Source organism: Chryseobacterium sp. (assembly GCF_022869225.1).
Classification (GTDB): Bacteria; Bacteroidota; Bacteroidia; order Flavobacteriales; family Weeksellaceae; genus Chryseobacterium.
Genome location: NZ_JALIHL010000001.1, coordinates 3,655,644 through 3,676,103, shown reverse-complemented (window position 1 = coordinate 3,676,103; position 20,460 = coordinate 3,655,644). Strand labels below are relative to the sequence as shown.

Here is a 20,460-nt window from a genome sequence, read left to right as displayed (position 1 = left end):
TTTTGTACAAATATATGATGGTAGTAATGGAGTTGTTAGAAAGGGCTGAGAGTCAAGAGGTTAGATATCAGATTTCAGATAACAGACTTCAGACAGACTTAAACGTTCTTATTTCTCAATTTTTTCAACTCTAAAATTCTTCACTTTCAAACGCTCCACAAAATCACCCTTCATCCTTTTCTTCGCTATGGTGGAAACCAATAGCCCTTCTGGGCTCTTCAACCGCTTTGTAGGTTTCCAGTTCGTTTCTGAGTGCTTTGATCCTAAACTGGAAATCATCAAAATTATTGATAATGGCATCGGCAAGAAACCTCGCCACCTGATCCAGGTATTCTTCGGTAAGTTTTCCTGCAGCATCTCTTAAAGCACCATTTAAAAGATTCTGATCTATTTTAAGTTTTTCATTCTTTGTTCTCTGGTAAAGATTTTTAATCCTTTTTTTCAGGCTTTGGGTGAAATCGATCAACATTGTATTGCTGAAGGCTTTCATTTTGGATGAGATATCATGCCAGAAAGGAACTTTATCAGCCTTATTATTTTTAAGTATTTTGTAGAGCAGAGAATCTTCCTCAAGACCTCTTGTCATTGCATACAAAATAATTTCTGAACGTTCCGAAGCGTTGGGAGGAAATATAGGGATCATTACGTCAAACCTTCCCGGAGCAAGAATTTCTTCATCAATTTCTGAGACCGAATTAGCCGATCCCACCATCAATACTCCTTCTTTCTCAAATTTTCCGATATAATGCAGAATCAGTTCCTGCGCTTCAAGGTTACAGGAAGCAATATCTGTTTCAGCCTTTCGCTGCATCATAATCTCATCAAAATCATCCAGGAAGAGCAGCATTTTATTTTCTTTCATCATAGACAACAGAAAATCACTGAAATTAATTTCATTTCCGTCAATCAGTGAGGTCCCCAGATAATGTTTTTTCACTTCCTTAAACTGGTAGCCGATAATCTCCGCTATTTTAGTGGCCCAGAAAATCTTCCCGCTTCCCGGAGGCCCATACAAAATAATGCCGGCAGGTTTATTGATTCCCCAGTCTTTGATCTGCTGCGGGTTCAAGAAGGGCTCAAGAATAGCTGACGTATAAAAAAACAGATCCCGGTAGCCTATGAAATCTCTTTGCTGTAAACTGGTCTTATGACCAAAATAATCATAGACAAACTGATAATTTCCCCCTAATTTATTGTCAATCCCATAACTCGAAATGGAAGACTTGAAAAAACCGTTATCAAAAATATTGGGACTGCCGTCTTTGATTACTTTTTCGATTTTATCCTTAGGCTGATTAATCACTTCAGCAATCTGTTCTACCGTTTTACTTTTATCCAGATCTTTCTCATATAACCTTAAAAAATCTACATTTTCACGGGCAAATTTTTCAAAATCCTCTTTCACTTCAAAATTAGTACTGATACAGTCTACCAATTCCAGGTCAAAATCCTGTATAAATTGTTTTATGGCTTCTGCTGAAACATTCAGTTCTTCCGCAAGTTCAATTAATTTCATATCTGTTGATTAATTCTATCAAATTTAATGTATTTCATATTAAATGTAAATTGATTTATGATAATTCTGTAACATTCTCTAATTTATATAGACTACTACTATGTAAAACAAATTGCATGGAAAAGATTTTATCCGTAAAGAACCTGACGAAAAAATTCAAAAGAGTGGTAGTCAACAATATCTCTTTTGATGTTGAAAAAGGAAATGTCTATGGGCTTCTGGGGCCCAATGGAAGTGGAAAATCCACTACTTTCGGAATGCTGCTTTCAACGATCAATCCTACAAGCGGCGATTGGTTTTGGTTCGGTAAAAAAGGGACCGATCCTGAAACGTTAAAGAAAATCGGTGCGATTATCGAGCAGCCCAACTTTTATCCTTATTTAAGTGCGGAAACCAACCTTAAAATAGTCGCAGAAATTAAAGAAACTCCTTATTCAAGGATTGAAGAAGTTTTGAAAACCGTTAATTTATATGAAAGAAGAAAAGACCCCTTCAAAACCTATTCTCTGGGAATGAAACAGCGTCTTGCCATTGCTTCTGCCATGCTGAATAATCCTGAAGTGCTGATTTTAGATGAGCCTACCAACGGACTCGATCCGGAAGGAATTATCCAAATCAGGGAAATTATCAGCAATATTGCGGGACAAGGTATTACGATTATTATTGCAAGCCATCTTTTGGATGAAATTGAAAAAATCTGCAGCCATGTCATTGTGCTAAAAGAAGGAAATTCCATCTATTGCGGAAGAGTGGATGAAATGACTTCCAACAATGGTTATTTTGAGTTAAAAGCAGACAATAACACCTTACTTTTAAACGTATTGAATGAACTTCAATGGTTTACGTCCATCAACCAGGAAGGTGATCTTATTAAAGCCCAGATCCGTGATGATGCCTCGATTTCTGCCTCTGCTCTGAATCAGAAACTGGCTGAAAAAGGGATTTTCCTCGCCCATTTAACCAAGAAAAAACTGTCTCTTGAATCCCAATTCCTTGAACTTGTAAAAAACACAAATTAATCATGATCAAATTACTAAAGCTAGAATATTACAAAAATCTGAACTACAAACCGTTCAAGGTTTTTACTGCTCTTTATTTTGCCATTCTTATTGCACTGCTTTTCATTGGATTGGTAGATTTTGACCTTTTCGGAGCAACCATTAATCTAAAAGAACAAGGCATTTATAATTTCCCTGAAATCTGGAATTTCACTACATGGATTGTTGCTTTGTTGAAAATTTTCTTAGGATTGATCATTGTTTTCTCTATTTCACAGGAATTCAGCAACCGGATGTTTAAACAAAATACAATCGATGGGTTGAGCCGTAAAGAATTCATCACCTCAAAGCTGCTAACGATCAGTATTTTTACGATTATTTCGACTGTCCTTGTATTCGTTATCACTATGTTTTTGGGATATCAATATTCAAATACAACAGAATCTGCAAAGGTTTTTGGAGAGATTTTCTTCATCGGGAACTATTTTGTTAAATTATTTACGTTCTTCTGTTTCTTAATGTTCCTTTCCATTTTGCTAAGAAAATCAGTGTTTGTATTTCTGGCTCTTTTCGTTTTCTGGATCGGTGAAGGAATTTTAACCGCTCTGGAAGTTTTCACAAAAGTAAAAGGAATGCAGGGCCCCCAACGAAATGAAATTCTGCAAAATGACTTTTTTATAACGCACCTTTTGCCATTGGAAAGTATGTCCAGCCTTATTCCTAATCCGATGATGAGACTCAATATGGCCAAAATGATGGGGGTAAAATACGAATTCCATTATCCTACAGAAAGCCTTGTTGCATGTTTGGTATGGTGCGCTATTTTTATATTCGGATCGTATTGGATTTTGAGAAAAAGGGATTGGTAAGCGGGAGAAATTAAAATAGGTAAAGATTATTTTTAAAGTGGTTCGTTCCGGATCACTTTTTTTGGCTTAAAATTTTCATTCGGTTGTCAAAACTAACCATGAAAAAAATATACTACATACCTGGATTCATCAGTGCTCTGCTGATCCCTATTCTGTTTTGGTATTATGGAAATCAGAGGGTTCAGCCATCATATACAGTAATGGATCTTGGCCTTCCGGCGAAAGTTAGACCCAATAGAACTTTCGACAATACTTTTGAGCCCTACAGAAACTGGAATTACAGGAAAATTATAGTTAAGCCCAATACTGCACTTCAAAACCAAAATTTTTATGTTTCTGAACTTAAAGAACTGCAGACAAGAAATGAGAAAGAATCTGGAATTGAATTTATCATTGACGATAACAATAACTATCAGGATTTTATTGCTCTAATGGATGCTATGACAATTTCCAAACAGGATGCATTTTGTGTTGATATGGAGAAAACAGGACATTTTTTTGCGGTTCATTTTTATAAAGACCCGAATAAAATTGAAAGAGATTATGATACTATTTGCGGAACTGAAGCTACTACTATTTATTATAAAGAAGAAAACAATTATAAAGGCTTTGATACATTAAAATATTTACCAGAGCTTCCCAAACAGTCATTCTATGTAATTTTCGGATTTCTTATATTTTTGAATATCTCTATGCTAAGCATCAAAGAACGATTTCAATTACACCATTAATTCAAAATAAAAAGGCCGCCATTCGGCAGCCTTCCCTTCACATTACTTTTTATCTAACAACGGAAGATATTTTCCGTATCCTTTACTCTCCATTTCTGCTTTTGGAATAAACTTCAGAGAAGCACTGTTGATACAGTAACGAAGTCCTCCTTTATCTTCCGGTCCGTCTGTAAAAACGTGTCCTAAATGGGCATCTCCGGTTTTACTCCTTACCTCTACTCTTGTCATTCCATGGGTACGGTCCATTTTTTCATCAATCAAAGTCTTTGTAATCGGTTTTGAGAAACTTGGCCATCCACATCCGGATTCAAATTTATCGGTAGAAACAAACAACGGTTCTCCTGTGGTAATGTCTACATAAATCCCTTCACGGGTTTCATTCCAGTATTCATTCTGGAAAGGTCTTTCCGTACCGTTTTCCTGAGTCACATTATACTGTTCAGCAGTTAGCTTTTCTTTTAAAACTTTTTTATCCTGTTTTTGATAAGCCGGTTTTGGAAGCGGATTGGCTTTTTTGGCCATTTCAAAAAGTCCCGGTTCAATGTGGCAGTACCCGCCCGGATTTTTATCCAGATAATCCTGATGATAATCTTCAGCTCTGTAGAAATTTTTTAATGGAATCGTTTCTACCAATAATGGTTTGCTATAATTTTTTGCCAGCTTCTGAACTTCATCTTTTACAACGGCTTCATCTTCTTTGCTGGTGAAATAGATCCCGGTTCTGTACTGGTTTCCTCTGTCATTTCCCTGCTGGTCCTTGCTGGTAGGATCAATGGTTTTAAAATACAGATCAATCAGCAGTTTCAGATCCACCTGTTCAGGATCATATTTTACCTTTACGGTTTCTGCAAAACCTGTGGTATGGCTTACCACCTCTTCATAAGTAGGATTCTGGGTATTTCCATTGGCATAGCCCACTTCTGTTCCTACAACTCCGCGGATTTGCTGAAAAAAATGTTCTGTTCCCCAGAAACATCCACCTGCAAAATAAATTTCTCTAACGTTTTTATTATCCATAATTTCCTCATTTTCTTTTTTTACTTCTTCTTTTCCGGATTTTGTATTGTTAAACAGTCCGGAACCTGCAGCAAAGACTGCTATACCCAGAACAATTCCGAGTACGATCAATATATTTTTCATTTTTTTCTTTTTATTCATTATTTATTATTTTGAACGATCATTAATCCAAATCCTAAAAGCATAAGGTCTTTTATAATAAAAAAGTCCGTAACAGGGATACCATCCACTGTTTTCCACATTCCCGGAGTGGTAAACAAATAACTTAATGTGACAAGAAAAATCACGATCATTCCTGTTCCGGCATACTTTTTCAGTACTGCAAATTTCGCACTAAATACCAGCAGTAAACCAATGATAATTTCTATCGTTCCGATAATGTCTGACACTGCCTGTACACTCATTATCTTATATACGAAAAAAGGTTAGGAAATGGTTTTCAACCAAAGGTTTTATAGAAGCCGCTTCTGTGGGGGTAAATTTGAAAATACCGATCCAAAGTAAAATAAGGGCTGCTCCGAAAAGGGAAATGTAGTATCCTAATCTGAATGCGGATTGATTTTTATTGGATTGTGCTGTTCCGACCATGTTTTAAAATTTTAATTATACTTTTTTATTTTCAAAAGTATAGTCGGCACTTTTTCAATATCCTGACAAAATTTTCTTAAAAATCTAATTTTTTAATCATCTTATCTTTAAAATCCTGAATATCAGAATTATTTATTTCAGATTCTTTTGCAGCAAGGGCCTTTTTAAGAGCCTTATCCAGCAATGCCAGTTTTTTACTGTACATTTTGCACCATTTGCAGATCATCAAATGGGCGGTGAGCTTCCCATTCTCTTTCGAAGAAATGGATCCTGCATTTCGTTTTTCCATCAGCAGCGTCGCTTCACTGCAGGGTAAAAATAATATATGGAGAATTCTCTTTATCATCTTTAATTCTTATAATCCTGAAAACCAGTTAACTTCCAGACATTCCCTCAACTGCATCCGGCTTCTCTGTAAGATCTTCCAAAGGTTAGTCGTTGAAACTTCAAATTCCTGACTCACTTCCGGTGCTTTTTTTTCTTCGATATAATACATTTTTAACAGGATCTTCCACCGGGGAGGCAATTCTTCCATACATTCCTCCAGTGTTTTATTAAAATCCTGGTCATCCAACAGTTCGGATTCTTTGCCTGCCGCATTCCAGTCATTCAGCACGTCATTGTTTTTCCACGAACCGGTTTCATCAAAAAAATGATCGAGTCTTATTTTCGGTTCAGATCTGTATTTTTTCCTGTAAAAATCAGCAACTTTTCTATTTAAAATGGCCATCAGCCAAGTCAAAGGCTGGCTTTTTCCTTCAAAAGAATCATAGGATGAAAATGCTGCCAGAAAAACCTCCTGAACAATATCCTGAGCTTCTTCCTGATCCGAAAGCATATAAAAGGCTTTCTTCAAAAGCGGTTCGGAATACTGCTCTATCCAGCTTTTCAGGACTTCATTTTTCATCATTTTAGGGTTATTTTATCATATTCAGATCATAACGAAGATAATAAGTTAAATGGAAAATTGCAACACTATATTGAATCAGGTTTCAAGCAAAGAGGAATTTTAAACGCAAAGTTTAGCCTTCCTGAACCTCTTTCCCTACAATGTCTTATTATATTTTTGAATGGACAAATCCTTTTATCAGTACATCCATGGCTCAAAACAAAAGCAATACTTCATTATTATGCCGGACATTTGATAAAACATCTTTGAAAATAGTTAATCGTAGATATTAAATCACCTAAAAACATTAAATTTGCATCTTATCAAAATTTGATACGTTAAAAAGCAAAAGCAATACTATGACATCACAAGAGATCCGTCAAAAATTTTTAGATTATTTTAAAAGTAAAGGTCACATGATCGTTCCTTCAGCTCCTATTGTGCTGAAAGACGACCCTACCCTTATGTTTTCCAACTCAGGGATGACGCAGTTCAAAGATTTTTTCTTAGGCTACAAAACGCCTACCGCCCCAAGAATTGCCGATACACAAAAGTGCCTGAGAGTGTCTGGAAAGCATAATGACCTGGATGATGTAGGTAGAGATACTTATCACCATACCATGTTTGAAATGTTAGGAAACTGGTCCTTCGGGGATTACTTCAAAAAAGAGGCTATTGCTTTTGCCTGGGAATTACTGACTGAAGTATACGGAATTCCAAAAGAAAATTTATATGTAACGATTTTTGAAGGGGATGCTTCTGAAAATCTTGACAGAGACCAGGATGCTTATGATTGCTGGAAATCTCATATTTCAGAAGACCGAATCATCAATGGAAATAAAAAAGACAATTTCTGGGAAATGGGGGAAAGCGGGCCTTGCGGACCTTGCTCAGAGATTCATATCGATCTGAGAACTCCTGAAGAAAAAGCTGCTGTTCCGGGAATTACATTAGTGAACCAGGATCACCCGCAGGTAGTGGAAGTATGGAACCTGGTTTTCATGGAATTCAACAGGAAAGCTGACAAATCTTTAGAGAAACTTCCTGCTCAGCATGTAGATACGGGAATGGGCTTTGAACGTCTGTGTATGGCACTTCAGGGGAAATCGTCCAACTATGATACAGATGTTTTCACTCCGCTTATTTCTAAAGTTGAGGAACTTTCAGGTAAAAAATACACCGGAATTTTAGAAGATGAAAAAGATATTGCCATCCGTGTTGTGGTAGACCACATCAGAGCGGTTTCTTTCGCTATTGCTGATGGACAATTGCCATCCAACGGAGGCGCAGGATATGTGATCAGAAGAATTTTAAGAAGAGGAATTTCTTATGCATACAGATTCTTAGGAATGAAAGAACCTTTCCTTTTTGAATTGGTTGCTGTGCTCCAGGATCAAATGGGCAAATTCTTCCCTGAATTGGAAAAACAAGGAAAACTGGTTTCAGAAGTGATCAAAAGTGAAGAGGAATCATTCTTAAAAACTATTGAAAATGGACTGATCAGGGTAGAAAAACTGATTCAGCAGACCATCGCTGACCACTTAAAAGTATTGCCTAGCGAAGAAGTTTTTGAACTCTATGATACGTACGGTTTCCCTGATGACTTAACAAGAATTATTGCTGAGGAAAAAGGATTAACGATTGATGAAGCCGGATTTAAGGCTGAAATGGAAAAACAAAAACAACGTTCCAAGTCTGATTCAGCTCAAAAAGTTTACGATTGGGTGGTTTTGGAAGAAAAACCGGAAACGTTTGTAGGGTATGACCAAATCGAGTCTGAGACGTATATTACAAGATACAGAAAGGTAGAAAATAAAGACGGAGAATTTTATCAGGTTGTGCTGAGCAGCTCTCCTTTCTACCCTGAAGGCGGAGGACAGGTTGGAGATAAAGGAGTTCTTGAAAATGCTTCCGAAAGCTTTGAGGTATTGGAAACAAAAAAAGAGAACGGATTGATTATTTCATTGATCAGCGGTCTTCCAAAAGATGCCGGAGCTCTTTTCTATGCTAAAGTAAATGCTTCTGAAAGAAAAAATTCCCAGGCTAACCACTCTGTGACCCACCTTTTACATGAGGCATTAAGAGATGTTCTAGGAACTCATGTAGAACAGAAAGGTTCTTATGTAGGGCCAGATTATCTGCGTTTCGACTTCTCTCATTTTAATAAAATGACCGAAGAGGAACTGGCATCCATTGAAGAAAAAGTAAACCAAAAGATCAAAGACAGCATTGCTTTACAGGAGTTCAGAAATATTCCTATTCAGGAGGCTTTGGATAAGGGTGCAATGGCTTTGTTTGGTGAAAAATATGGTGACAGTGTGAGAATGATCCAGTTTGGAAGTTCAAAAGAACTTTGTGGAGGAACTCACGTTAAAAACACCAGTAAAATCGGTCACTTCAAGATCGTTTCTGAAGGTTCTGCTGCTGCAGGAATCAGAAGGATAGAAGCGATTTCAGGAGATCAATCAGAAGAGTATTTCAAAAATCTGGAAAAGCAGATCATTGAGCTTTCTCACCTGCTGAAGTCTAAAGATGTGGTAAGGTCTATCGAGAAATTACTTGAGGAAAACGCATCATTAAAAGCTGAGGTAGATGCTCTTAAAAAAGAAAAAGCAAAAGGAGAAATCGGCGACTGGAAAAATGCTTATGAGCAGAAAGGCAATAAACAGCTTTTAGTAAAGAAAACCTCTCTGGATGCAGGTTCTGTTAAAGACATTGTATTCCAGCTGAAAAGAGAGATTCCGGCTTCCGTGACAGTTATTCTTTCTGATGCAGATGGAAAACCGATGATCACCGTAGGAGTATCTGATGACCTGGCAGCAGATTATCAGGCCGGAGCTATCGTAAAAGATCTGGCCAAAGAGATCCAAGGCGGAGGTGGTGGAAACCCTGGCTTTGCAACTGCCGGAGGTAAAAACCTTGAAGGGCTTGAAAATGCTTACCAAAAAGCATTAACTCTCTAAGAATAGTAATATCTATCATACATATTAAAATCGGCTGTCTCAACTTTGAGACAGCCGATTTTGTTTTACCCATACATGCACAAATCCTTTATTAATGATGTTGAAATAAAGCATGGCATAAAAGAAAGGACCCAAGATTGTAAAGCAGCCTTTTACGCTCTTTTTATTTATAACGGTTCTAATTATTGACCTTAGCTTAACAAAGCATCATTCAATCTTAAACTATTTGTTTTGTCTTGTTAAAACACAATTCATACTGGATCTTTAGTTTTGTCTCAATCGAAATTCAAAAAAACAATTATGAAAATTAACAAAACTATTGGAGCTTTATTCTTTGCCTCCCTTATTTTCCAGGGATGTAATGATGACAATAACGGAGACGGGAATCCTCCTGTCAACAGCAATGTTAAGCTTGAAAATTTTTCTAAGGAACCAGCCTTCGTTTTTGGAATGCCTGGTTTTGAAAATTTAAATATCACCACCCTTATTTCAAGTTCAGATGTTCTTCCAGGTTCTCCTAACTTTGTTTTTGGAGGACAGCCGGACGGAATGGGAATTATGAAAGATCCTAATTCCGACGGATACCTGATGATTACCAACCATGAGATCAAACAGTCTGTATCAAGAGTATATTTAGACAAAACTTTCAAACCTGTAAAAGGAGAATATATTTTAAATGGAACCGGCGGGGTGACAAGATTGTGTTCTGCTACCCTGGCAACTCCTGAAATTCATGGTTTCAGTGCATTCCTTACTGCGGGAGAATCCGGTGAGGAGAGTATGGTTCACGCTTTGAATCCATCATTGGCACAGGTTTCTCAGGCATCAGACAAAAACAGAGTAAAACCGGCTTTAGGAAAAGCGTCTATGGAAAATGCGGTTCCTCTTCCTAAAGATGTATCCAACGGAAAATCTTATATCATCATTGGTGAAGACCAGTCTTATTCTTCTTCGCATCAGTCTGCCGGGCAATTGATCATGTACGTATCAGATGTACAGGGAGATTTAGACATCGGAAAATTGTATTCTTTAAAGAGAACGAACAACAACTACACGGAAACCGATATGGTAAAAGGAAGCAGCTATGATGTGGAATTTGTTGAAATCCCCGGAGCTAAAAACCTTACCGGAGCCCAGATCAATCAGAAAAATATTGATAATAATGCCATCCGTTTTTCAAGAGTGGAAGATGTAGATTACAGAAAAGGAGCCGGAAAAGGAAGAGAGATTTATTTTACAGCCACCGGAGAATCTTCTGACGGAGTGACGCCAAAACCGGGATTAACCATGTGGGGAAGAGTGTACAAGCTTGTTCTTAACGCCAATAATATGTTGACAGGAAAACTGGAAGTTGTTGCAGAGGGAGACTCTAATCCGGGACATAACCTTATTAATCCTGATAATTTATGTGTGACTGAAAACTATGTCTACATTCAGGAAGACGGAGATTCTTATTACAAGGCTGCTGCTCATGATTCTTACATCTGGCAGTTTAATATTGCCTCTAAGCAATATAAACCATGGCTGAATATGAAGCACAACAGGAATGATTCTGCATGGCAGACGGCTTACAATCAGTCCGGGAATCTTCAGAAGTTCGGTTCATGGGAGTTTGGAGCGATGGTGGATATTTCCGATATCATCGGAGTTCCTAACACATTCTCAGTGAACATCCATTCTCATACATGGCAGTTGGATAAATTCAAGAACCCTGACGGTTCGGGAATCAACACCAATAAAGAAGGTGGACAGATTGTCATTATCAGAAACGTAGAAAAATAGTTTTAATTAATCCATACCACTAAAAGTATCAGCAGACAAGCTTCTGTTGATACTTTTTCATACCTATGAAAAGACTTTCAAAATACCCGCTACTTCTGTTCTTCTATTCTGCAGCAGCCCTTTTCATTCTTTCTTACTGTAAAAATGACAAACATCTGCCGGTTTATGAAGACCTGGGTTCTGTAAAAAATCAAATCATCCAAAATAATTCTGATTTTGAAAAACAGATCAATGAACTGATAGGACTTGTTTCCAACAACCCAGATGAAAGAATACTCCAGGAAAAGTTTGAGGAGCTTAGAAAAACCTACAAAAAAATGGAATGGGCCGTGGAATACTTCCTTCCCCATTCCGCCAGGCTGATCAATGGCCCTGCCCTCCCTGAAATAGAAATGGATGAGCATACGGAAATAGAAGCTGAAGGGTTACAGGTACTGGAAGAAATGCTTTACCCTTATGATCCAGATAATAAAGATGAGGTCATCAGGTTTTTAAAGAAGCTAATTAATAAAAGCAACACCATTGACACCAATTTCCAGGTCATTACCATCAGTAAAGATCAGGTTTTTGATGCTTTGAGACAGGAGGTTTTCAGAATTTCAAGCCTGGGAATTTCAGGCTTTGACACTCCTATTTCCGGAACCTTCTTAAAGGAAATGCCTTATGCTCTTGAGGGAGTCCAACAAACTTTGCAGCAAATTTCAACAGATCAATCAAAAAATAAGGCCTTAAAAAGCATTATGGCTGAAATCCATGCAGCCATTGAGGTGGTGAAGAACAATACGGATAAAAATACGTTTGATTATGTCAGTTTTATTCCTGATCATCTCAATAAAATCACGTCTTTATTACTTGAATGTAAGAAGCAGGAAAAGATCCCGGAAATTGAGGTCACCACTGCCCTCACTAAAAATGCAGCTACATTTTTTGCAAAAAATGCATTCAATCCTAATGCATTTACTCCCGGAAAAGAATTTGCATTTTCTGATGAGAAAGCGGCTCTCGGCCATCAGCTTTTTAATGATAAAATGCTATCCAACAATAACAGCAGAAGCTGTGCGACCTGTCATATTCCGGAGAAAGCATTTACTGACGGACTGGCCAAGTCAATGTCTCTGGATAATTCGGAGCTGGCAAGAAATACCCCGTCTCTCAATTATGCAGGATTTCAGCATGGCCAGTTCTGGGATATGCGTAAAGATGATTTGGAAGGCCAAAGTTCCGATGTCATTTCAAATAAAGAAGAGATGCATGGCGACCTTAATGTGATCCTGGCTAAAATCAATCAGGATAAAGCATATCAGACTGCCTTTAAAAAGATGTATCATTCTCAGAAGGCAGAGGTATGGCAGCTTCAAAATGTACTGGCGAGTTATATCCGTTCCCTGGCAACATTCAATTCTGATTTTGATGCCTATATGCGGGGAAATAAGTCTGCAATGACCGAAGACCAGAAACGGGGATTTAATCTTTTCGTTGGAAAAGCACAGTGTGCGATATGCCATTTCATTCCTTTATTCAACGGTACCGTTCCCCCTGATTTCAAGAAAACGGAACAGGAAGTTCTGGGCGTGGCCGTCAATGGGGATAACAAGACTTTTGACCGTGATTTAGGAAGAGGAAAATTTCATGAAACAGTGCCTGCCTTACAGTATTCTTTTAAAACACCTACGCTTAGAAACATCAGCAAAACAGCTCCTTATATGCACAACGGAGGCTATAAAACGCTGAAAGAAGTCATGAACTTCTATAATAAAGGCGGAGGAAAAGGCTTCGGGTTTACCATTGAAAACCAGACTCTTTCTGACACTCCGTTACAGCTTACGGATCAGGAGATCGATGATATTATCGAATTTTTAAAAGCACTGGATGACCGGTAGGGATAATGAGCCCGTCAGATCTGCAATTTGCCAACCCTCCGGAGAAGTAGAATTATTCCCCGCCGAAAAGTAGTTTTTGACGAATATTCTTATCACAATAAATACTATTGCCAGTAACTGAAACTTCTGCCTTATACTGCGAATTTCATATCCTGAAATTTAATACAAAAGCCTGAAATAAATTCAATTTTCCTCGTTTACCAGCCTACTCTTCATTCTTGTTTTTCCATCAGAAGATTAGATTAAATCAATGTTATACTCCGTTAAAAACTTTCTTAAAACAATAAATATTATTACTTTTGACATAGTTTTTTCACATGAAAAAGGGTTTACTATTATTATTTTTTTTGATATACTGGTTGGGGTATTCACAATCGAAAGTTAAGGTTGTTGATGATGCCGATCAAAAGCCTGTTCCTAACGCTAAAATTTCCTGTGGCGATAAAATTCTTGGCTATACCGATGTTCAGGGGATTCTTGAATTTAAAACACCATGCAGGTCAATCGAAATTGAAGCCGCGTCTTATCAAAAAGAAACTTCAACGGTAGAAAGCAGCATGGAGGTTTCCCTGCTCAGAAAAACATTAAAAACAACAGCTATAGAAGCCGTAGTCATTGAAGATAAAAGCGATCCAAGAGCACTGGAAATTCTGAAAAAGGTAAATAAACTTTTTAACGAAAACTCGCCGAAAAGTTTGGGATCCTATTCTTATAAATCCTACGAAAAAATATCCCTGGATATTGATGAAGACAGTCTTTCCCAGTTTAATCAATATTTCGATGACTTGAATATTTTCAAGAAAAAAAGGGAGAAAGATTCATTAAATAACATCAACGCAAGAAAAATATTTTCAAACAGCAAGCTGTTCCTTTGGGAAAGGGCACAGGAGTTTTTGTACTCAAAAAAGTACGGTGAAAAAATCAATATCCTTGACAACAGAATTTCAGGGCTGAAGCAGCCTATCTATGAAATGATCGCTCTTCAGCAAAGTAACAGGGATGTTGTTCCTGAACAGGTAAAGCCTGAAAACAGAGGGCTCTACAGATTTTTTCTCTCTGATACCATTGAGCTTGACGGAAGAAAAAACTTTGTGATCCGTTTCCGTGAAGTCAATTATAAAAATCCCGACAGAAAAAGAAAATACAATGGGGCAATCTATGTAGATACTGAAACATACGGAATTAAAAAAATTGAAAATTTCAGTAAAAATAAAAACGACGGAATTATTACCAGTACATGGGTATTTTACAATAATAAGTGGTTCCTTGCCCATGAAAAGGCAAAGCTTAAAATGGGTAAAATGGCGATGGACGACAAAGACCATGTCCATAAAAAAGACAAAAAAAGTTTTGGAACCTACGCTTTTCTCACTTCCAAATACTTTGACTTTGAATCTCCTATTGAAGAAAATGCCAGGGATTTCAAAGGATACACTTTCTCTGTAAAAAGTATTGACGGTCATTCTTTGGACAAATACAGGACTGATCCGCTTAGTGCAAGGGAACAAAATACCTATAAAACCATTGACAGTTTAGGAAAACAATATAAAATAGACAGCAAGGCTCAGATATTATCCGGTCTACTCAACGGCCAGATCAGAGTGGGTTCTGTGGATTTTGCAGTGGATGAAATTGTCAATTATAATTCCTATGAAGGATTCAGACTGGGTTTAAAAGCCAAAATCAATGAAAACTTCAATCCTTATATCTCTCCGGATTATTATTTTGCCTATGGGGTAAAGGACAGAAGATGGAAATACGGGATGGGGCTGGATGTGAAAACTACCCTAGAGAAAAACTCATTCTTCAGATTTGAATTCTATGATGATGTAACCGCTTCAGGAGAATTTTACAGAAGACTCTGGAATTTCAAAATGAGGATGATGAACTTTGGAAACAACCTCAACAATGACCGTTATTTCCACTTTAAAGGAGCATCCCTCTCTTATTTGAATGATGTCACCAACGGCCTTACACTTGCCCTTGCCGTGAGAAGAAATATTGAAGAAGCGGAATTTGATTACCAGTTCAGGGACGGAGGTTCTTCATTTAAGAATTTTAATACCTTATTTACTTTAAAATATTCTCCAAACTCTACCAATATCATGACTCCTCAGGGAAAATCTCTGATCGACCAGAAATATCCTGAGCTTTATTTCAATTATGAGCAAAGTTATAAACTGGCGGGCGGAAATTTTAATTATTCCCGTTTCGATGCCCTTTTTGTCCATAATTTTAAAACATCTCTCGGAACAACAGGTTTCAGGCTTTACGGAGGAATGGTTTTCGGAGATGCTCCGATCTGGAAGAATTTCACTATGAACGGACTGGCATCCCCTGGTAAGGATTTTAATTTCAACCTTACTTCATTCCTGGGATTTGCCACACTGGAAGGCGGAAAATACTATAACGATAAGTTTGTCGCCTATTATTTTACCCATAAACTTCCGTGGTATTTCAAAAGCTTCGGACACAATGTTTCCAGTTTTGATTTTGTATTAAGGGGAACCATTGGAGACATGAAACATCCCGAGTACCACCAGTTCCGGTTCAAACCGCTGAATCATCTGTATCAGGAAGTAGGTCTGGAATGGAATAATTTCCTTTCAAGTTATTTTAATCTCGGACTATTCTACCGAGTGGGATATTATACCACTCCGAATTTCAAGCAGAATTTTGCAATACAGTTTAAACTGAAATTTCTGGAATTTTAAATCGCATCAGCCCGGTTATTTAATCTGAAACTATTTTTCAAAAACAATTCAACGATACTATATAAAAAGAAATATGCAGACAATCGAAATAAAAGCCGAACAGTTTTTTGAGCTATTAAAGTTAAAAGACACTTCCATGTGGGAAATTTTCTCACAGATGATCGATGGGAATGAAAAGGAAATTATCTTTTTAAACAATGACAATAAGATTCTTTTCAACTATGTTCTACCTTCAACCCCTGAAAAACTGGAAGAAGACAGAAAGGAATTTTCAAAACAGTTCTCAGAAAAACTGGCTAACTTTAATTAAAAATCCGATGAATAAAAGCTACATTTTTTCCCTGTTAAGTTTACTTTTCTTCAGTATTGGGAACGCGCAAAATTACAAGAAACCATTAGTCTCCGCCATTAAGGAATCTGACCTTAGGAAAGATATGTATGAGCTGGCTGCAGATCAGTTCTGGGGACGCGAAGCAGGAACTTTAGATGAGTTAAAAGTGTCTATGTGGCTTGCTGACAAAGCTAAAGAAGCGGGAATGAAACCCGCAGGAGATCATGGAACTTTTTTTCAGTTTTTTGATATGTACAGACATCAGGTTATTCCTCAGAGCAGCCTTACCCTTGGAGACCGTAATCTGAAATTGTGGAAAGACTTCCTCGTGGCAGAACCTGTCAATGCTTCCATAGATTCTGATATTATATATGCAGGAAATACGGAACCTGAAGAGCTGTCCCAATTGAATATTAAAGGAAAAGTTCTTGCTGTCAATGCTTCTGATAAAAATATAGAAAAGGAAATGACTCTTTTTGTAAGAAGATATCCGGGATTTGTACGCACAAAATATTACAACAAGGCTTATGAGCAGGGAGCAAAAGCTATTATTTTCATTACGGATGATATTGCTGAACAAAGCTGGCCGGAAATACTTCCTCAAATGACCAGGGGCAGCTATGGTGTGGAAGGGTTAAGGGAAAAAATAACCCATAATATTCCCGTCCTATGGATCAAAAGAGAAAATGCAGGCTGGGTAAAAAACAATCCTAAAGTATCTCTGAATCTGATCACTGAAACCTATAAATATCCTTCGGTCAATATCATTGGAAAAATAGAGGGTACAGATCCTGTTCTTAAGGATGAATATGTTCTGCTAAGCGGACATCAGGATCATGACGGCATCAGGCATCCGGTAAAAAATGATACGATTTATAACGGTGCTGATGATAACGCCAGCACATGTGTCGCTATGCTAGCTATGGCAAGAGCTTATAAAAAGCAGCCGGGAAAAAGAAGCATCCTATTTGTTTTTCATGGTGCCGAGGAAAGAGGGCTGCTAGGCTCCAGATGGCATGCAGCACACCCTGTCGTTCCAAAAGAGAAAATTGCAGCCGTTCTGAACGGTGACATGATTGGCAGAAACAGTACCGAAGAAGCCGCTTTATTGGGAGGCAATGCTCCGCATAAAAACTCTGAAGAACTTGTAAAAATGGCGGAAGATGCCAATAAAGAGAGCACAAAATTCAAATATCTGAAAGACTGGGATTCTCCGAATCATGCAGAATACTTCTACTTCAGAAGCGATCATCTTCCTTATGCAAAAATCGGAATTCCTGCGATATTCTTTACCAGTGTACTGCATGACCAGTATCACACTCCACAGGATGAATCTGAAAACATCAACTATAAAAAGCTTTATAAAATGACTGAATGGATGTACAGAACATCGTGGAAAGTAGCTAATGAAGCTGAACGGCCAAAAGTAATTCCAAATTTTTCCCTTGAAAGATAAATAACAAAAAGCTTCACAAATTGTGAAGCTTTTTTTCATCATGACAGATAATAATGAAATACAAAATGGAAGCTTGTTTTAAATAAGGAGATTCATTAAAGACGGGTCATGGTTCAGATAATTGACAAAAAAATCATAGTGTTTCATTTTATTGATCAACGGAGTGAAATCCTTATTCTGTTTCAACGCAATCCCTACAACAGCAATTCCTTTTTCCTTTGAATTTTTCTGAGTATACTCAAAAAAGGTAATATCATCATCAGGACCCAAGACATCGATTACAAAAGTTTTCAATGCCCCGGGACGCTGTGGAAACCTGACCAGAAAATAATGCTTTAATCCCGCATACAGCAGAGCTTTTTCTTTGATTTCTTCCATACGCGTGATATCATTGTTGCTTCCGCTGATGATGCATACTACATTTTTGCCTTGTATTTCATCCCTGTATTTTTCCAGGGCAGCCACCGAAAGGGCTCCGGCAGGTTCTACGACAATGGCATCTTTATTATAAAGAGACAGTATGGTCTCACAAACCCATCCTTCGTCTACCGTCGCCATATCATGGAGTACCTCTTTACAAAGCTTGAATGTAAGGTTTCCCACCTGCTGTACTGCGGCGCCGTCTACAAACCGGCTTATCTTTTCAAGAAGTACGGGTCTGCCCTTTTCCATTGCCTTTTTCATACTTGCTGCTGCTGAAGGCTCTACCCCGATAATCTTCGTTTGTGGAGACCGCTCCTGAAATACTGAACAAATTCCTGCAGCCAATCCTCCTCCTCCTATCGGTACAAAAAGATAATCCACAGGTTTTGCTGACTGCTCCAGAATTTCCAATCCTACGGTAGCCTGTCCCTCAATAATCGCGGGATCGTCAAAAGGATGAATGAATATTCCGTTGTTCTCATGGCAGAACCTCATCGCAGCATCTTTTGCTTCGTCAAAAGTGTCCCCGAATAAAACAACATCTATATAACTGCCTCCGAACATTTTCACCTGTTCAAGCTTTTGGCCGGGAGTGGGTAACGGCATAAAAATAGTCCCTTTCACTTTCATGGTATGACACGCAAAAGCAACTCCCTGGGCATGATTCCCTGCACTGGCACAAACCACTCCCCTGGTAAGGTCTCCCTGGGACATGGTTGCCATTTTATTGTAAGCCCCCCTGATTTTATAGGACCTTACCCTCTGAAGATCTTCCCTCTTAAAGCTGATATTCGCGTCATAGACCGCTGACAGGTTATTGTTGACTGCCAAAGGGGTCTTTATGACAACATTTTTCAGTCTTTCCTCCGCTTGATAAACCTTCTCCAAAACGGGGGAGCATGTTTCCTCTCTCATCATGATTCAGTTTAGTTATTTTCAGGCCTCAGACTTCGTACGGTCTTTCCTGCTTTCCACATTTCACTTTCTCTCAGTTCAGTGAGTTCCGCTTCTAATTTTTCCCTGTAATCCGGTTTACTGTTACTATCTATGGATCTTTGTGCTTCGTTTCCTTTGGCCACGCTGTCATAGAGTTCTTCAAATAAAGGAGAGGTAGCATCCCGAAAACGCTTCCACCAGTCTAATGCTCCTCTTTGAGCTGTAGTACTGCAGTTGGCGTACATCCAGTCCATTCCGTTTTCTGCTACCAATGGCATTAAGGACTGCGTGAGTTCTTCCACGGTTTCATTAAATGCTTCGGAAGGGCTGTGTCCGTTTTTTCTTAATACATCATATTGGGCAGCAAATATTCCCTGTACAGCTCCCATCAATGTACCCCGTTCGCCGGCAAGATCACTGTAAACTTCCTTTTTAAAATCGGTTTCAAATAAATAACCGCTTCCAATCGCTATACCAAGAGCTGTTACCCGTTCTCTTGCTTTTCCCGTAGCATCCTGATAGACTGCAAAACTGCTGTTCAGACCTCTATCCTGCAGGAACATTCTCCTTAATGAAGTTCCGGAACCTTTAGGAGCCACCAGGAATACATCCACGTCTGCAGGTGGAACAATCCCGGTACGTTCGTTAAAGGTAATTCCAAAACCATGAGAGAAATACAGTGCTTTTCCGGCAGTAAGATGCTGTTTTACTTTAGGCCAGTATTCGATCTGTGCGGCATCACTCAGGAGATAGCAGATGATTGTCCCTCTTTGCAGCGCCTCTTCAATCTCAAACAATGTTTCACCGGGAACAAATCCATCGGCAACCGCTTTATCCCAGGATTTAGAATTTTTTCTCTGCCCTACAATAACATTGATGCCATTATCTTTTTGATTAAGAGCCTGTCCCGGTCCCTGTACTCCGTACCCGATAACAGCTACCACTTCGTCTTTTAAAACTTCCTGAGCCTTTTCCAGGGGAAACTCATTTCTTGTCACTACATTTTCTTCTACTCCGCCAAAATTCAATTTTGCCATTTTTTTGATTTTATTAATTATTGATTATGTTGATTGATTCTATGCTTAGCTTGCATATTCTATTACCGTTAAATGTGGATTCCTGTGGTAATGAACTTCCAGTACATCTACCTGTTTTTCCATTTGCTGGCTGATCTTCTGAACTGATTCTTCCGTTTCCCTGATAACAATGACAAACTTTTTGATGTTTTCAATTTCAGAAGGTCCTACATTGAAGTTGACTATGGAAATCCTTCTCCTTGAAAAAATCGCATTGATCCGGCCTATCAGCCCTAAATAGTCTTCTGTGTAGGCGATTATGGTATATTCTTTATATTCTGGTTTCATCTT

16 protein-coding genes and 1 pseudogene are annotated in these 20,460 nt (G+C 38.2%); 9 read left to right on the top strand and 8 right to left on the bottom strand.

Annotated features, from left to right (window positions below; all coding sequences use genetic code 11):
• Nucleotides 1-163: 163 nt before the first annotated feature.
• The gene (locus tag MUW56_RS17200) at nucleotides 164-1,516 is read right to left on the bottom strand and encodes an ATP-binding protein (RefSeq protein WP_292014341.1); all 1,353 of its coding nucleotides are present in this window, start codon (nucleotides 1,514-1,516) and stop codon (nucleotides 164-166) included.
• A gap of 116 nt (nucleotides 1,517-1,632) precedes the next feature.
• Here MUW56_RS17200 and MUW56_RS17195 point away from each other — a divergent pair, with 116 nt between their 5' ends.
• The 3 genes from MUW56_RS17195 to MUW56_RS17185 all read left to right on the top strand — a co-directional run bounded on the left by MUW56_RS17195 (nucleotide 1,633) and on the right by MUW56_RS17185 (nucleotide 4,114).
• Complete coding sequence (locus MUW56_RS17195) at nucleotides 1,633-2,535, top strand: ABC transporter ATP-binding protein (RefSeq protein WP_292014340.1); 903 nt, start codon at nucleotides 1,633-1,635, stop codon at nucleotides 2,533-2,535.
• Between the two features lie 2 nt (nucleotides 2,536-2,537).
• Nucleotides 2,538-3,383 (top strand): ABC transporter permease subunit, encoded by an 846-nt coding sequence (locus MUW56_RS17190; RefSeq protein ID WP_292014339.1) that lies wholly within the window; start codon nucleotides 2,538-2,540, stop codon nucleotides 3,381-3,383.
• Between the two features lie 98 nt (nucleotides 3,384-3,481).
• Nucleotides 3,482-4,114 (top strand): hypothetical protein, encoded by a 633-nt coding sequence (locus MUW56_RS17185; protein ID WP_292014338.1) that lies wholly within the window; start codon nucleotides 3,482-3,484, stop codon nucleotides 4,112-4,114.
• A gap of 42 nt (nucleotides 4,115-4,156) precedes the next feature.
• Here the strand turns inward: MUW56_RS17185 and msrB are convergent, their stop codons facing one another.
• The 4 genes and pseudogenes from msrB to MUW56_RS17165 all read right to left on the bottom strand — a co-directional run bounded on the left by msrB (nucleotide 4,157) and on the right by MUW56_RS17165 (nucleotide 6,629).
• Complete coding sequence (gene msrB, locus MUW56_RS17180) at nucleotides 4,157-5,254, bottom strand: peptide-methionine (R)-S-oxide reductase MsrB (protein ID WP_292014337.1); 1,098 nt, start codon at nucleotides 5,252-5,254, stop codon at nucleotides 4,157-4,159.
• 17 nt (nucleotides 5,255-5,271) lie between these two features.
• Nucleotides 5,272-5,719: pseudogene (locus MUW56_RS17175) on the bottom strand (DUF417 family protein).
• Nucleotides 5,720-5,795: 76 nt separating this feature from the next.
• Nucleotides 5,796-6,065, bottom strand: a complete 270-nt coding sequence (locus MUW56_RS17170) for a hypothetical protein (RefSeq protein WP_292014336.1) — start codon at nucleotides 6,063-6,065, stop codon at nucleotides 5,796-5,798.
• Nucleotides 6,066-6,074: 9 nt separating this feature from the next.
• Nucleotides 6,075-6,629, bottom strand: a complete 555-nt coding sequence (locus tag MUW56_RS17165) for a sigma-70 family RNA polymerase sigma factor (RefSeq protein WP_292014335.1) — start codon at nucleotides 6,627-6,629, stop codon at nucleotides 6,075-6,077.
• Nucleotides 6,630-6,967: 338 nt separating this feature from the next.
• On the opposite strand from MUW56_RS17165, the gene alaS reads away from it, so the two are divergent.
• The 6 genes from alaS (at nucleotide 6,968) to MUW56_RS17135 (ending at nucleotide 17,734) form a co-directional block, all read left to right on the top strand.
• A complete protein-coding gene (alaS, locus tag MUW56_RS17160; protein ID WP_292014334.1) occupies nucleotides 6,968-9,571 on the top strand; it encodes an alanine--tRNA ligase in 2,604 nt (867 codons plus the stop codon).
• A 300-nt stretch (nucleotides 9,572-9,871) separates the two neighbouring features.
• Complete coding sequence (locus MUW56_RS17155) at nucleotides 9,872-11,353, top strand: hypothetical protein (RefSeq protein ID WP_292014333.1); 1,482 nt, start codon at nucleotides 9,872-9,874, stop codon at nucleotides 11,351-11,353.
• Between the two features lie 65 nt (nucleotides 11,354-11,418).
• Nucleotides 11,419-13,233, top strand: a complete 1,815-nt coding sequence (locus MUW56_RS17150; RefSeq protein WP_292014332.1) for a cytochrome c peroxidase — start codon at nucleotides 11,419-11,421, stop codon at nucleotides 13,231-13,233.
• Nucleotides 13,234-13,550: 317 nt separating this feature from the next.
• Nucleotides 13,551-15,947 carry a hypothetical protein gene (locus tag MUW56_RS17145; RefSeq protein ID WP_292014331.1) on the top strand — a complete coding sequence of 799 codons (2,397 nt, stop codon included), beginning with the start codon at nucleotides 13,551-13,553 and terminating at the stop codon, nucleotides 15,945-15,947.
• Nucleotides 15,948-16,020: 73 nt separating this feature from the next.
• A complete protein-coding gene (locus MUW56_RS17140) occupies nucleotides 16,021-16,257 on the top strand; it encodes a hypothetical protein (RefSeq protein WP_292014330.1) in 237 nt (78 codons plus the stop codon).
• Between the two features lie 7 nt (nucleotides 16,258-16,264).
• Nucleotides 16,265-17,734, top strand: a complete 1,470-nt coding sequence (locus tag MUW56_RS17135) for a M20/M25/M40 family metallo-hydrolase (protein WP_292014329.1) — start codon at nucleotides 16,265-16,267, stop codon at nucleotides 17,732-17,734.
• 78 nt (nucleotides 17,735-17,812) lie between these two features.
• Here MUW56_RS17135 and ilvA read toward each other — a convergent pair whose 3' ends face one another.
• The 3 genes from ilvA to MUW56_RS17120 are packed head-to-tail and all read right to left on the bottom strand — an operon-like array spanning nucleotide 17,813 to nucleotide 20,457.
• Nucleotides 17,813-19,075 (bottom strand): threonine ammonia-lyase IlvA, encoded by a 1,263-nt coding sequence (gene ilvA / locus MUW56_RS17130; RefSeq protein ID WP_292014328.1) that lies wholly within the window; start codon nucleotides 19,073-19,075, stop codon nucleotides 17,813-17,815.
• 8 nt (nucleotides 19,076-19,083) lie between these two features.
• Nucleotides 19,084-20,130 (bottom strand): ketol-acid reductoisomerase, encoded by a 1,047-nt coding sequence (gene ilvC / locus MUW56_RS17125; RefSeq protein ID WP_292014327.1) that lies wholly within the window; start codon nucleotides 20,128-20,130, stop codon nucleotides 19,084-19,086.
• 45 nt (nucleotides 20,131-20,175) lie between these two features.
• Nucleotides 20,176-20,457: an ACT domain-containing protein gene (locus tag MUW56_RS17120; protein WP_292014326.1), complete on the bottom strand. Its 282-nt coding sequence runs from the start codon at nucleotides 20,455-20,457 to the stop codon at nucleotides 20,176-20,178.
• Nucleotides 20,458-20,460 lie beyond the last annotated feature (3 nt).